The sequence below is a fragment of the Natrinema sp. HArc-T2 genome (assembly GCF_041821085.1).
GTDB lineage: Archaea > Halobacteriota > Halobacteria > Halobacteriales > Natrialbaceae > Natrinema.
In genome coordinates, this window is sequence record NZ_JBGUAZ010000008.1 from 25,836 (window position 1) to 39,511 (window position 13,676).

The 13,676-nt window shown below is 62.2% G+C and carries 14 protein-coding genes; 7 read left to right on the forward strand and 7 right to left on the reverse strand.

Annotation, left to right across the window (positions count from 1 at the left end; all coding sequences use genetic code 11):
- Nucleotides 1-139 precede the first annotated feature (139 nt).
- The 4 genes from ACERI1_RS16265 to ACERI1_RS16280 form a co-directional block, all read right to left on the reverse strand.
- Complete coding sequence (locus tag ACERI1_RS16265) at nucleotides 140-907, reverse strand: diphthine--ammonia ligase (protein ID WP_373619512.1); 768 nt, start codon at nucleotides 905-907, stop codon at nucleotides 140-142.
- 214 nt (nucleotides 908-1,121) lie between these two features.
- Entirely contained in the window at nucleotides 1,122-1,571 is a 450-nt protein-coding gene (locus ACERI1_RS16270) for a universal stress protein (protein ID WP_373619513.1), read from the reverse strand.
- Between the two features lie 84 nt (nucleotides 1,572-1,655).
- Nucleotides 1,656-2,033, reverse strand: a complete 378-nt coding sequence (locus ACERI1_RS16275; RefSeq protein ID WP_373619514.1) for a hypothetical protein — start codon at nucleotides 2,031-2,033, stop codon at nucleotides 1,656-1,658.
- A 206-nt stretch (nucleotides 2,034-2,239) separates the two neighbouring features.
- On the reverse strand, nucleotides 2,240-3,157 hold the full coding sequence (locus ACERI1_RS16280; protein ID WP_373619583.1) for a universal stress protein: 918 nt from the start codon (nucleotides 3,155-3,157) through the stop codon (nucleotides 2,240-2,242).
- A 189-nt stretch (nucleotides 3,158-3,346) separates the two neighbouring features.
- Between ACERI1_RS16280 and ACERI1_RS16285 the strand changes: the two genes are divergently transcribed.
- From ACERI1_RS16285 to ACERI1_RS16305, 5 genes are all read left to right on the forward strand, one after another.
- Nucleotides 3,347-3,661 (forward strand): hypothetical protein, encoded by a 315-nt coding sequence (locus tag ACERI1_RS16285; RefSeq protein ID WP_373619515.1) that lies wholly within the window; start codon nucleotides 3,347-3,349, stop codon nucleotides 3,659-3,661.
- Between the two features lie 299 nt (nucleotides 3,662-3,960).
- Nucleotides 3,961-5,241, forward strand: a complete 1,281-nt coding sequence (locus tag ACERI1_RS16290; protein ID WP_373619516.1) for an erythromycin esterase family protein — start codon at nucleotides 3,961-3,963, stop codon at nucleotides 5,239-5,241.
- Nucleotides 5,242-5,310: 69 nt separating this feature from the next.
- Complete coding sequence (locus ACERI1_RS16295; RefSeq protein ID WP_373619517.1) at nucleotides 5,311-5,961, forward strand: HAD family hydrolase; 651 nt, start codon at nucleotides 5,311-5,313, stop codon at nucleotides 5,959-5,961.
- 112 nt (nucleotides 5,962-6,073) lie between these two features.
- Complete coding sequence (locus tag ACERI1_RS16300; RefSeq protein ID WP_373619518.1) at nucleotides 6,074-6,718, forward strand: phosphoribosyltransferase; 645 nt, start codon at nucleotides 6,074-6,076, stop codon at nucleotides 6,716-6,718.
- 144 nt (nucleotides 6,719-6,862) lie between these two features.
- Nucleotides 6,863-8,080 carry a CBS domain-containing protein gene (locus ACERI1_RS16305; protein WP_373619519.1) on the forward strand — a complete coding sequence of 406 codons (1,218 nt, stop codon included), beginning with the start codon at nucleotides 6,863-6,865 and terminating at the stop codon, nucleotides 8,078-8,080.
- Between the two features lie 87 nt (nucleotides 8,081-8,167).
- Here ACERI1_RS16305 and ACERI1_RS16310 read toward each other — a convergent pair whose 3' ends face one another.
- Nucleotides 8,168-8,794: a SagB/ThcOx family dehydrogenase gene (locus ACERI1_RS16310; RefSeq protein WP_373619520.1), complete on the reverse strand. Its 627-nt coding sequence runs from the start codon at nucleotides 8,792-8,794 to the stop codon at nucleotides 8,168-8,170.
- A gap of 55 nt (nucleotides 8,795-8,849) precedes the next feature.
- Here ACERI1_RS16310 and ACERI1_RS16315 point away from each other — a divergent pair, with 55 nt between their 5' ends.
- Together ACERI1_RS16315 and ACERI1_RS16320 are read left to right on the forward strand one after the other, a co-directional pair.
- Nucleotides 8,850-9,296: a universal stress protein gene (locus ACERI1_RS16315; RefSeq protein ID WP_373619521.1), complete on the forward strand. Its 447-nt coding sequence runs from the start codon at nucleotides 8,850-8,852 to the stop codon at nucleotides 9,294-9,296.
- Between the two features lie 94 nt (nucleotides 9,297-9,390).
- A complete protein-coding gene (locus tag ACERI1_RS16320) occupies nucleotides 9,391-10,260 on the forward strand; it encodes a universal stress protein (RefSeq protein ID WP_373619522.1) in 870 nt (289 codons plus the stop codon).
- 120 nt (nucleotides 10,261-10,380) lie between these two features.
- Here ACERI1_RS16320 and ACERI1_RS16325 read toward each other — a convergent pair whose 3' ends face one another.
- Together ACERI1_RS16325 and ACERI1_RS16330 are read right to left on the reverse strand one after the other, a co-directional pair.
- A complete protein-coding gene (locus ACERI1_RS16325) occupies nucleotides 10,381-13,128 on the reverse strand; it encodes a TRAP transporter permease (protein ID WP_373619523.1) in 2,748 nt (915 codons plus the stop codon).
- Entirely contained in the window at nucleotides 13,125-13,622 is a 498-nt protein-coding gene (locus ACERI1_RS16330; protein ID WP_373619524.1) for a DUF1850 domain-containing protein, read from the reverse strand. The genes ACERI1_RS16325 and ACERI1_RS16330 overlap by 4 nt, the downstream gene beginning before the upstream one ends.
- Nucleotides 13,623-13,676: the final 54 nt, after the last annotated feature.

Genomic DNA, 13,676 nt, shown 5'->3' on the forward strand with positions numbered 1-13,676 from the left:
GTCGTGGACGATGCGAGGCGGTGATCCCCGACGACGCCGAGAGAAATAAACCAGGGGTTCCCGACTGCCCTCGAGCGGCCCACGCTGCGACCAGCAGCGGTGCGATATCGCAGCAGCCGTGAGCGGGTAGCTGGGTCGATCACCGATGCTCGTCTTCGTCCGCTGATGCGGATGCGTCGAGTCGGGCATCGGTGATTCGAATCCGTCCCCACGTGCCGTACCACTCTCGCTCGAACTCGAGCGTGATGGGACGAGACATGTGTGGGCCGTCGGTGACGATCGTCTGGAACTCGCCGCCCTCTCCCAGCAGGTGAACGCCGTACTCGCGGTGAAGCGCCGCCAGGTCTGTCAGGGCGTCGTGGTCGAGCTGTCGACCGAGCCACGACTCGTCGAAGCCCGGTCCTGCCACCTCGACAATGCGTATCGTCAGTCCGCCGTCGATCATCGTCTCCGCGAGTTCACGCGGATCCGCCTGCCACAGCGGCGCGACGAACGCACAGTCGAGCCGGTCACACATCGACTGCAGTCGATCAGCCTGATAGTCGCTCGTGACGGTCCCGGCGACGAGTCCGCGCAAGCCGCCATCGAACTCGACATCCAGCCGCTCGAGGGCGGGCTCGAGCTCTTCTAGCTCGCCCTCTTGCCCTTCTGACACACCCGCCTGCAGGTCTGGTGGCTCCAGATCGGTAACGGGGAGCCCAACGTCGAGGATTGGAAGGCCGATGCTGCGTGCGGCCAGTCGGATCACCGACTGTGCGGGCGCGTGGTACATGGACGATGTCGCTGGCGGCTGGACGACGACGAGTGTGCGGACGTCACGACCGGACTCGAGGGCCTGATAGAGCGCCCACGAGGACTCTTTGCCCCCCGAAAAGAGCGCGCCCCATCCACCGTTGGCTGCGGACATATGCCCCATTCTCCGTGGATGGGTAAATTCCTGCGGCCCGGTTCGCTGTCGGTCCGTTCGAGCCGTCCGACTGCTCTGCCAACTGCAGAGACGGATCGCGAGCCACCGACGATACGCTGATACGGTCTGCTGTACCGAGTGACCGGCCCGACCGCAGGACGGTCGCGGTCCCACCGGCAGCCACTGATAGGAGTCCGTATGAGCTGTGCTCCCATCAGCGGACGACGGTGACCGGAACGGTCGCCCGTTCGACGATCACTTTTGCCACGCTACCGAGCAGCCGTTCCATCCGCTCCGAGCGACCGCGGTGGCCGAGGTAGATCGCATCGAACCCCTCCGTCTCGGCGTAGGCGGGGATTTCCACGCTCGGATCGCCGTAGAGGAGTTCTTCTTCGACATCGACGTCGCGTTCTGCGGCGAACGCGACCATCTCCTCGAGGATGGCGACGCCACGTTGTTCGGCGTCTTCGATACTCTCGAGGACCAGCCGCTGGTCGGCGTCCGAGAGCGTCGAAATCGGTTCGCTGCCACTCTCGTCGTAGACGGCAGGGTCGACCGCATGCACCACCGTTATGGAGCCGCCGACTGCGTCTGCGATCTCGAGAGCGTATTTGAGGGCGGTTTCGGCCTCGTCGGAGCCGTCAACGGCTACCAGATACCTCATACCGGTGAATCCGTTCCGAAGTGAATTAAATCGGTGCCCACCTTTCGGTTCGATATCGGCAGCCATCGGCTCTCTGCACGCCGGTCACGTGCGGTTCTGGTGTGAGCGACTCCCCTCCTCATGGTCGGATGCCCGGTGTCTGACTGCCAGCGCTCGAGACTGGACCGATCGCGATATCCGACGCCAGAGGGCATATCCACCGATCGTGCCAAGCGAGGTCAGCACCAGAAACGAGCAAAAATACCACGGCTTGGACTGCACCACGATGAGCCCTCTCGTGGACGCGGGGACGACGCCGAGTGCCAGCAAATAGCAACCGGTGAGGAGACCGAGCGCCGACTGGCGATGACCGTGCCAGTAGAGAACGCCGACGAGGAGTCCCGCGAGGAGGCCGAGTTGCCCGGAGTGAAGTTCAGGGATCGTACTAAAAATCGAGGACAGGACTGTCTCAACGGTCGCCATGAATACGTTGTGCTACGCAGGAACCAGCATACGAGTTACCCTGCATCTGGACAGCCACTATAGCAACGCGAGCGGTACCCGTGTGTGTTCGGGCGTGCGTAATGGTGTCAGTTCCCAGTCGCCGCGTTGTCTCAGTTGCCGTTGCGAAATCGCTGTGTGAATCGCCACCTATGTACTTATTCTACCTATTGTAACTATTGCTACTGTTACTGGGTGGGCATCGGCACACAAAACACGGGAACGTCAGCATCTCGGACGACGTTTTCGGTGACGCTGCCGAGCAGGTGACGCTCGAGTCCGGAGCGACCGTGCGTTCCGATCACGATCATATCGACCGCCTTCTCGTCGGCGTAGTTCAAAATGACCCGCGCCGGCGGGCCGTTTGCGACGGTTCCCGTGACACTGACGCCGGTCGCTTTCGCGCGTTCACGAACCGTCTCGAGTGCGGTCTCGCCTGTGCGCTCGAGTTCGGATAGGATCGTATTCGGGCTCGATCCCATCGTGAGCCGACTCGTGTCTGCCGAGTACAGCGCGTGCACCATCGCATCGAACACGTCCGCGAGGTGGATCCCCCAGTCGACGGCGGCTGCGGCACCGTCGCTGCCATCCGTCGGCAGGAGCACGTTCTCGGTGGTCTCCGGAGTAACTGAGCTGTCAGCCGCGACCGGTGGGACGGCCAGCACCGGGATGTCGACCGTCCGAAGGACGTTTTCGGTCACGCTCCCGAGTACGACCCGTTCGAGCCCTGTCCGGCCTTTCGTCCCCATCGCGATGAGATCGATGTCGGCTGCATCGGCGTAGTCGTCGATACACTGAAACGGCGTGCCCCGTTCGATCGCCGTCGTGACCTCGAGGTCGGGGGCCTGTTCCTGAGCGATCGTCACCACGGTTTCGACGGCTTCCTCGGCGTCGGCTTCGAGCGCGTCTCGTTCCTCTGCTACCGCGTCGGTGTCGAGAACCAACGAGAGATCATCGAAGTCCGTCGTGTCGGCGACCGAGAGGACGTGGACCTCCGCGTCCACTGCAGCGGCTAGATCGATACCGCGCTTTGCACCCGCGAGAGCGCCATCGCTCCCGTCTGTCGGTAGCAACACTGCATCGATCGACTGGGTTGCCCATGGCATCGCATTGCTGTTCACCGACTCGCCGAATAATTGTAGGGGGTCGCTGTCTTCGGCGACTGGCTGTCCAGTCGTGAACGCTTCCGGTCGCCAGGTCTCTCGAGTCGACGGGACGGCACGATTCAAGACGACGAACACCCAGAACATCTGACAACCGAAAAGACGATTTGGATCTCCCTGGTATTTAGTGGCATGGGCGAGACACAGTGGCCGGAGCTCAGTGGAACGGAACTACAGTACGGCGACCACATGTGGGAACTTACCGGGACAGTCGATGTCGGGAACACCGGAACCATGCTTGCGGTCGAAGCGAAGCAAGTCGACGACGTTCGCCAACCGAAAGCCGTCCTTCGGTTCGCCCTTGACGGCGATGCGCCGTCGCTGAATCCCGGTAATCTCGGGAGCCACTTCGACAGTCTCGAGCAAGCGGGTGGCACACAGTATCTCGTCGTCAAAAAAGCGGCGCGAACCTATCGGTACGAACTACACGGGTTCGAGTACGAATGACCACTGCGACACGCTTCCCCACGCTCACCTGTTCGACGACCATCGGTACCCGTTCGAGCGAGGGGATGCTGTCGCTGTGGCTGTCACCAATCGTGCGTATCGTCTCTCCGAGTCGGTGGGCTATTTCAGCTTGTTCGTGGTATATAGTGACATCTCGGAGCGAGAGACATCGGTTGCGATGAGTGAGAGGGGGAACAGAACGACGACACTCAGTGCGTGTGCGAAAGTCACTGGCCAAGACGATGAACGAGATTCACGACAGAACAGCATGGCGAGAGTCCACCGATATCGAGGCTGCTGTGTCCGATATCCGGTCGGTTGGACACGACCTGACGAGCCCGGCAGACCTTGACCAACTCGTCGAGCGATTCGGCGACAGGAAATACGTGCTGATCGGGGATGCTACCCATGGAACGTCCGAGTTCTATCGCTGGCGTTCGCGACTGACCGCTCGACTCATCCAGGAACGGGACTTCTCGTTCGTCGCTGTCGAAGGCGACTGGACGAACTGCTACGAGGTCAATCGATACGTCAAGGGCCTTCCCGAGTCTGCTGAAACCGGTCGCGAAGTCCTCGAGACATTCGATCGGTGGCCGAACTGGATGTGGGCGAACTGGGAAGTCCTCGAGTTCCTCGATTGGCTCGAGGTACACAACCAACTGCTCGAGCAGGACGACCGGATCGGCTTCTACGGCCTCGACGTCTACAGCCTGTTCGAGTCGTTAGACGCGGTCGTCGACTACCTCGAGGATGTCGACCCGGATGCCGCAGCCGAAGCGAGAGACGCCTACCGGTGTTTCGACCCGTACGGTGGGGACGCTCGGGAGTATGCGCAGGCGCTCAGGATGGTCCCCGAAACGTGTGAAGACGAGGTCCTCGAGACGCTGACGCGCCTTCAGGAAGCAGCCCCGACGTACGATCACGGACAGGACGACTATTTCAATGCCGAACAGAACGCACTCGTCGCGAAAAACGCCGAACAGTACTACCGGGAGATGGCTCGTGGCAACACCGATTCGTGGAACGTTCGGGACCGACATATGGTCGAGACGCTCGAGCGCCTCCAGCGTCATCACGGTGGGGGTTCGAAAGGGATCGTCTGGGCGCACAACACCCACGTCGGCGATGCTCGAGCGACGGACATGGAACAGCGCGGGCGGCTCAACATCGGACAACTCGTTCGACAACACGAGGGCGCATCCGAGGTGGCATTGATCGGCATGGGAACGTTTCGTGGGAGCGTTATCGCTGCCGATTCGTGGGACGCACCGATGGAAGAGCTGACAGTGCCACCAGCACGACCCGGAAGCTACGAACACGTCTTCGAGCAAGCCAGCGAAACCGATCAGCTCCTGCTCACTGACGAACTCGACGACGAGACGCCACTTCGAGAGCCCCGAGGCCATCGTGCGATCGGCGTCGTCTACCATCCGAATCGTGAATCCGGAAATTACGTACCGACCGTCCTCCCCGACCGCTACGACGCGTTCGTGTCTCTCGGCGAAACGAGCGCACTCCATCCGTTTTCGCTTCATGCAGACCGAACACACGTGCCAGACCTCTATCCGTGGGGGCTGTGAACAGAACGACAACGACTCCCGAAATCCTGACAGCCGGGTATTATTGGAACGGCTGGTGAACAGCGAGCCATGACGTTCGTTGCCTTCGACTTCGACGAAACGCTCTCTCAATCGGACCCGAGTATTCTCCTCGGGAGGGAGTACGACGTGGCAACGGAAATGCGCGGGTTCCTCGAGCAAGGCGTTCGTGACGAGATCGATTTCGAAACGAGCCTGCAAGAGCGCGCCTCGTTGCTCGAGGGGATGCCGGAACGCCGGGTCGAAATCGCGTTCGAGCGGTGTTCCCTTCGTGACGGTGTTGCCGACATGATCACTGCACTCCGACGGTCGGATGTCCGTGTGGCCGTTCTCACGGGCAGTTTCGAGCGAGCCGTCGAGGCAGCACTTGAGCAGGCCGAAACGACGGTCGATCACGTCGTGGCGAACCGCCTCGTGAGAGAAAACGGTGCGGTAACTGGCGATGTCGACGGTCCCGTGCTCGATGGCCAGAAGGATGGGCCACTCGGAGAACTCGCCGTCGCCGACGGCGTCGATCTCGAGCAGACGATCGCGGTCGGCAACGGGGCCACGGATCTCTCGATGCTTCGTGCTGCTGGGACTGCTATTGGATTCAACCCGGAGCCGGTCGTCGAGCAATACTGTGATGTCGTCGTGACATCAGTTCGGAAACTCCACCTCTACTTCGAACAGCACGGCATTATCGACACGGGCGAACATTAGCGTCGCCGCTCGCTGACACTGCTGGTGAGTCGCCATCGCTCTGTGCCGAGCTCGTCATGGCTCGTCGAGACACACCTGTGTTATATGCTACTGTCGCTCGTTCGATGATCCGATGGGAGGAGCTCGTCGATTTACCGACCGAACTGATGCAGGAGAGCAGCTCGCAACGGCGCTCCGTGAGCGGGACCTCGACGCGGATATCGCGCTTGCCATCCCGCGAGGCGGCCTTCCGCTCGGTCGTGCCGTTGCCGACGCACTCGACGTCCCCCTCGACATCGTCGTCGCAAAGAAGATCGGTGCTCCGGGTAACCCGGAGTATGCGATCGGTGCTGTCGCAAGCGACGGGAGCGTCTGGCGGAACGAAACAGCGTTTCGGGGGACGGGCGCCGATGATGACTACTTCCAGGAAATGCGCGAGAAGGAAGCGGCGAACGCGCGCCAAAAGGCCGACCGCTATCGCGGTGACCGGTCGGAACCCGATCTGACGGATCAAACCGTCGTCGTCGTCGACGACGGCGTGGCGACGGGATCGACTGTCAGGGCGTGTCTCAAACGGCTTCAGAACACGGACGCCGAGCGCATCGTTCTTGCAGTACCAGTCGGCCCGCCGAGCACGATCGACGAGTTGGCGGATGAAGCCGACGAGGTCGTCTGTCTCGAGACGCCGAGTGGCTTCCGGGGCGTCGGGCAGTTCTACGAGAACTTCGCGCAAGTGTCCGACGAGGAGGCGATGGAATACCTGGAGTCGGAGACATGAGCAGGACACGACGAACCGCGTCTCGATTCGAGAGACCGAGAGTATCAATCGGATACGTGGGAGACAGGAACCGCCTTCAGCCGCGAGCAGCACAGCCGCATCGGACGACAGATCGAACACTCGAGCGGATATACACTAACACCCATGGATATCGCTGACATCGTTTCGGACGAATACGTCGAATTCACGCCAGACACACCGGTCTCGAAGCTCGTCGGGACGTTCACAGATTCCGACGTCAAGGGTGTCCTGATACGGGACACCGAGTTCGAAGGGGTCGTCACCAGACGCCAGCTCGCGACATCGCATCGCCAACCCGACGAAAAGCTCGGGTCGCTGGTCTGGCACGTCCCCAGACTCACGCCCGATGAGGACATCCGCAAGGTCGCACAGCTCATGATCGAGAGCGATTCACAGCTCCTGCCGGTTTTCGAGGGACGGGAACTGATCGGCGTCGTCACCGTCGATGCGATTCTCCAGAAGGTCAAGCCATATCTTGACGCCGCGACCGTCGCCGAGGCGTATTCGAGCGATCTCGTCGTGCTCGATCCGGCGTCGACACTCGGTGAGGCGCTCAACGTTTTCCGGCAAAATCAGATCACGCACCTCCCGGTCGTCGACGGGAATTCGGCAACTGGTATCCTCAGTCTCTACGACGTGACCGACCTGACGGTTCGAGCAGAGGTCCAGAGCAAGGGCGGCGATGCGGGCGGGACAGACCCGTTCGGCGGCGAAATCTCCTCGAGCACCGGTCGCTCACGGCGCGGCGGCTTCGGCGCTCGAGAGGGTGAGCCGGCGCGGATTCTCGATCTCCCGATTCGGGATGTCATGGCCTCGCCGGTACGCACGATCCCACCGACCGAAACGCTCGAGACGGTCGTCGAAGAGATGTCCGAGGTCGGTGGCTCGTCGCTGGTGGTGACGTCGAACGGCCAGCCCTATGGGATCGTTACGAAGACCGATGTCCTCGACTCGCTCACGTGGGAAGCAGGAGGGAATCGGGGCGTCCAGGTCTACGGGACTGATCTGATAGACGACGCGACCTACGACGAGATCGTAGCGATGGTCGAGAAGTTCGACGACAGAGACCACGGGATGAACGTCCTCGACGCAAAGATCCACCTTCACGAGCACGACGAGACACGTCGCGGGCGGCCACTCCTGCTCGCTCGCATCCGATTGCATACCGATCGGGGGCTCTACATCGCCTCTGGCGAAGGATACGGCGCGAGTCACGCGCTCAATGAGGCCCGCGAGGTTCTGGAGCGACAGATCCGCGACCAGAAGACTCACGGTCGGAGCAAGAAACCGCCGAGCGCGGAGTTCTGGGAGAAACGATTCGGGTGGTTGCTCGAGGAGTAAACGACCCCTCCCGGGCCACGTGACGACACCGCGATGCTGCCGACCAGCAGGCCCACGTCTGCGTCACGCCGTCAGTGTCTTTGACGATTATGCTCGTTGCGCCGGTCGATGACCGACTGGCAACAGATACAGTGCCTCGAGTCGTGCCGGCAGCGACAGCGCCGTTGCGACGGCAGCGTCGGTGAACGCGCCGACGGGGCAGATATTCAATCCGCGCGACTCACAGACGAGGTGGACGTTCTCCGCGACGTGTCCGGCTTCCATGTGGACGTACCGCTCGCCGTGGTCCGGATACTGCCGTTGCGTTCGGTCGTAGTCCGCTGTCACCACGATCGTCATCGGCGCATCCGCGATGACCGCTTGGTCGAGCGACGCGGCAGTGAGGTCGTCGTGGACGGCTGTTTCGAGTTCGCGCTCGAGTGCGTGCCGTTGCTGCTCGTATCGGTACACACCCGGCTCCAGTTCCTCGCTTCCGTTCGGCGCGACCTCGAGAAAGACGGTGAGTGGATACGTCGCGCCGGCACTCGGTGCAGCGCGTAGCTCGACGCCATCTCGGACGTGCGTTTGTCCCTGTGCCGCCCACAGGAGCTGTGCCACGTCGTTGATGTCGATCGGCGTCTGGGCGAACGACCGGCGACTTTCCCTGGTCGCGATCGCTTGTTCGACGCTCGTCGATCCGTCGCTTTCGGGATCGGGTAGCTCGATCGAGGCCATCTCGAGCGTGTACGTGCCCCAGGAGGTTATACCACTTCGTGGGAAAGCAGTGCGTATGTCGCGGACAGTGCTCGTTCCCGTCGACGGATCGCCGTTATCGTTCGACGCACTCCGGCATGCGTGCCGGGAGTTCCCGGACGCAGAGATCGTCGCGTACCACGTCGTCGACTTGTTCAGGCCCGACTACGGGACGCTCGCGGATGTCGACTCGACGTACGAACCGATGATCGGGACAGCAGCGTGGGACCGTGCCGTCGAGGAGGCTACAGACCAGCTCTTTGCGGACGTCTCCGAGGTCGCCGCCGAGTACGATCGGTCGGTCGTGACCGACTCGGATATCGGTGATCCGAAGCGGCTCATCGTCGAGTATGCGACGGTCGAAGACATCGATCACGTCGTCCTCGGCTCCCACGGGCGGCTGGACGACCGGCGGCCACTCTACGGGAGCGTCACCGAAACCGTCGTCCGTCGCGTCCCGGTTCCGGTCACCGTGATCCGATGAGTGCGGGCCTCTCGTATGCTGACATCCGCCCGTCGTATCACGATCGCGAAACGTGTGGGGGCGTTTGATGCCCGCTCGGGTCGAACGAGCGGCTATGTTCAGCACGATGCTCGTCCCGACAGACGGCAGCGCTGGTGCCGAGGCAACGATCGGTCATGCGCTCGAGTTTGCTCGGACCTACGGCGCGGCGGTGCACGCGCTCTACGTCGTCGATACCGGTGCCGAGCCGACCGGGATCGCTGGCGCCGACCGCGAGGAACTCTACGCGCCATCCGAACGACGGGGCCGCGAGGCGACGATCCGGATCACGGACCGTGCTGAGGACGCTGACCTGACGGCTGCTCGAGAGATACGCGAGGGAGTCCCGCATCAGGAGATTCTCGCGTATACGGACGAACACGACGTCGATCTCATCGTGATGGGGACGCACGGTCGGACCGGCGTCGACCGGGCTCGGCTCGGGAGTACGACTGAACGCGTCCTCACGCTCGCCGATGTGCCGGTGCTTTCGGTCCGGCTGGGAGACGATCGCGAAACAGCGGCGGGACCGTACGAGCAGGTGGTGATTCCGACCGACGGGAGCGATGCCGCCGAACGCGCCGCGGAAACGGCACTCGACGTCGCCGAGAAGTACGACGCCGACGTACACGTCGTCTACGTGGTCGATCCGATGCCGTACGATCTCGAGGATGCACCAGGGAGTATCGTTGGATTGCTCAAAGAGGGTGGACGCGAGGCGACGAAGACAGTCGCGACCATGGTACGAGATCGGGGCCTCTCCGTGACGACCGACATCCGTCGCGGCGAGCCGGCTGCCGAACTGCTCGCGGCGGTGTCGGCAGTCGACGCTGACCTCGTTGCGATGGGAACACGCGGTCGGACCGTCGGGACCGGTCGGTTGCTGGGAAGCACGACGGCCCGCGTCGTTCGGCGTGCGTCGATTCCCGTCTTGACGGTCGGATAGCGTCCTCGAGCGTCGTGCGTTGGCCTCCAGATGCGAGCGATATGCCAGTGGAGCGCCGACGACCTGTGACCGAATCGCCTCGAGAGCCGCTGTCGGCGCAGGCATCGACCGCTCCGGGATTCAGCCCACGGTGGCCTGTCTCGTCTCAGGAATGTTCGTCGCCTCGCGGCGGTTTTTGACAACGAGGACGGCGAACAGCGCGAACCCGAGGCCGCGAAGTGTGAGATCGAGGAGGAGCGCGTCGACCGAGACGGTGATGCCGGCGACGCCGAGCAGATCGAACACCGATGCTGACAGCAGCCGCGGTGCCATCAGCAGCAGTGAACTGATCGCGAAGCCGGCTCGCTCGGAGCGATTAACGCTCGTATACAGCGTCCCGATGACGGTCGCACCCAGGGCGATCACCCCGAGGAAGACGCCGAGGACGGGAACGACGATCTCCGGAACGGAGTACGACAATTCCGCGAGGTCGCTGAAGCCGATGACACGGTACTGCTCGCGGATCGGCAACTCGTCGGCGTTGGCCTTCTCACGAAGCAGTACGATTCCGGGTGCGAGGACGAACGCGAAGGGGACGATCGCCTTGTTCAGCGACAGCGAGAACGCTTTCACGCCCGTCTCGAACGGATCCGACTTGGCGACGCCGCTCGCAGCATAGGCGGCGACAGCGACCGGGGGTGTGATATCAGCGATAACGCCGAAGTAGAGGATGAACAGATGAGCGGCGAGCAGCGGAATCCCGAACTCGACGAGCGGCGTCGCGAGCATCGAGATGAGGATGATGTAGGTGACCGTCGTCGGCATCCCCATCCCGAGGATGATGCTGGACACGGCGGTCACGACCAGCATAACCACGATCGACCCACCCGACAGTGCGAGTAGCAGCGACGTGAGGTTCGGACCGAGTCCAGTGACGCTGATGACGCCCGGAATGATGCCGGCTGCTGCAACGGCGATGACGACCGGAACAGCCGTCCGCGCACCTTCGTCCATCGATTTGACGACGAACGTACCGAGGCGGAACAGTTGGATATTACCGAGATCGCGACCGGTTCGATCGCCGATCGAGTCAGCGGTCGTCTGGACTGCCGGGTTGAGGTCGAGCAGCGGCGCGTCGATGTCCGGACGAGACACCAACGTCAGCACGCCGGCCAGCATCACGTACCACTCGATCTGGGCGATGACACGGTTGATCGCCTCACCGATGGGTACTCCAGCCCCGCCTGCCCCAGTGACGAGCCCGGTTGCTGGGACGCCGGCGACGACATAACTCGCAAGTTCGACGCCAATGATAGCCACGAAAATCCCGAGAAGTCGCCCGCGCGTTTTCTCGTTGTACGCTGAGACCAGCGCGATCAGCGCGACGAGCGCGACGAGCGTAAACCACGCCGACCGCGAGACGGACAGTCGCTCGATGATCAGGTAGTACAGGAGTAACCCGATCGGGACGAGGTAGAACCACCCGCGTTTGAGGTGTGCGCCCAGCGAGACGGTGTCGACGTCCCCGACGCCACCGATCCCCTCTTCGACTGCCTTGAGATGGACCATTACCCAGACGCCAAAGAAGAAGACGATCGCCGGGATCGTCGCGAGGATGATGATATCCGCGAACGGCGTCGCCGTGTACTGGACCATCAGGAACGCGGCAGCACCCATCACCGGTGGCAAGATCTGTCCGCCGGACGATGCCGACGACTCGACCGCGCCGGAGAACTCCGGTGAGTACCCCGAACGCTTCATCAGCGGAATCGTAAACGCACCGGTGGTGACCGTGTTGGCGATCGACGATCCCGAGATCGTTCCCATGAAGCCGCTTGCGAGGATGCTCGCCTTCGCTGGACCACCTTTGCGCTCTCCAGTGACCGCATACGCAAGGTCGATGAACCACTGGCCAGCGCCGCTCATCTCCAGGAACGCACCGAAGAGGATGAAGATGTAAATAAAGCTCACCGAGACCGTCACCGGAATGCCGAAGACCCCGTTTTCGGTGTTGTACCAGAGGTTCTGAATGATGTCCGGCCAGGACAGCTCGTTGACCGCGAGCAGGCCGAGAAGCGGCGTCTCGCCACTGATAAGGTAGCCCCAGCGTGCGTAGAGGATGAACGTCGCGACGATGATCATAAGCGGTAGGCCGAGCGTCCGGCGGGTGGCCTCGAGTACCAAGAGGACGCCGATCACACCGAGTGCCATCGCGTAGGAGTACTCGCTGATGAACGGAACGCCACCGAGGACGGGCTGGAGGAACGTGTACACCTCGGTGATCGGTCGCCCAGACGTGAGCCCGAACACCCGCATGTCCTGAATTTCGGAGAACTCCGTCAGGAAGTAGACCGCCGAGAGGATCGAGGCGACGATACACAGGAGGTCGAACGGCGTGACCCGTTCGCGGTCGGGATCGAGGAACGCCCACCGAAACGTGGCCCGAACACGCGCAAGAAGGCGCGTGAGGGGATTTCGATCACCGAGTCTGCGGGATGCGGCGGGGACGATCCGGCCCAGATTCCGTGTGATGACCCCATCACCCATACTCGCTGGGAACAGCAAGAACGTGAGCACGAGCGCGAACGAGACGTGGACCGCGTTCGCCTGCAGGAGCTGGAGCGAGACCTCCCAGCTGTCGACGATCGGTACCCAAATCGTGAACGAAAAGCCGCGTGCGGCCAGGAACAACTGGAAGACCGAAAACAGGATGCCGATCGCCGCGACGGCCACCGCGGCGACCCCCCGTAGCGATCGCCGGCGCTCGATTTCATCGATCAACTCTTCGGCCTCCTCCTGGGAGACCTCCTCGGTCAGTTCGTCGTTCGGTCCGTCCCGATCGTCGTTAGGCCCGTCGGAACCGCTGTCCGATGGATCGTTCGTGGTCATAGGATTCTCTCGATTCGTGATCGTTGTTCGACGTGAATACGAACGTCACTGGCGTTCGTCGCAGCGACCAGGTCATATCGTCGATCGTCGATGATCAGCGTATGACCCGCTGTTCGTCCAGGTGAGACCGAAAGGCGTTGTAGTTCTGCGATCGGCTCGGATGGCTCATACACAAGCATCCCATCGACGGTCGTGACGTTGACCCTGGCGGGCAGTCCCCAGCCGTAGGACTCGAACTCCATTCGGGTGTTCACCAGGGTTTGATCGTCCACGCGGTACTCATCGTAGACCCGGGATTTCTCCACGCTATGTGTGTACTCGAGGCCAACGGTACTTCCGTCGGAGACTGGCTCAGTGAGGTACCGCTCGCCGGTTTCGATGTCCTCGACGACAAGCACCGTCTCGGTTGGGACCGTCGCGACAACAGCGACGAAGACCAGTACTACTGCTACGAGGAGCGCAGCGGAGACGGTCAGTCGAAAGACGCGGCTCATTCTTACGTGCTAGTTAGTTCACATCCCGGTAGTTGAACCACTGATAGCGAGGGT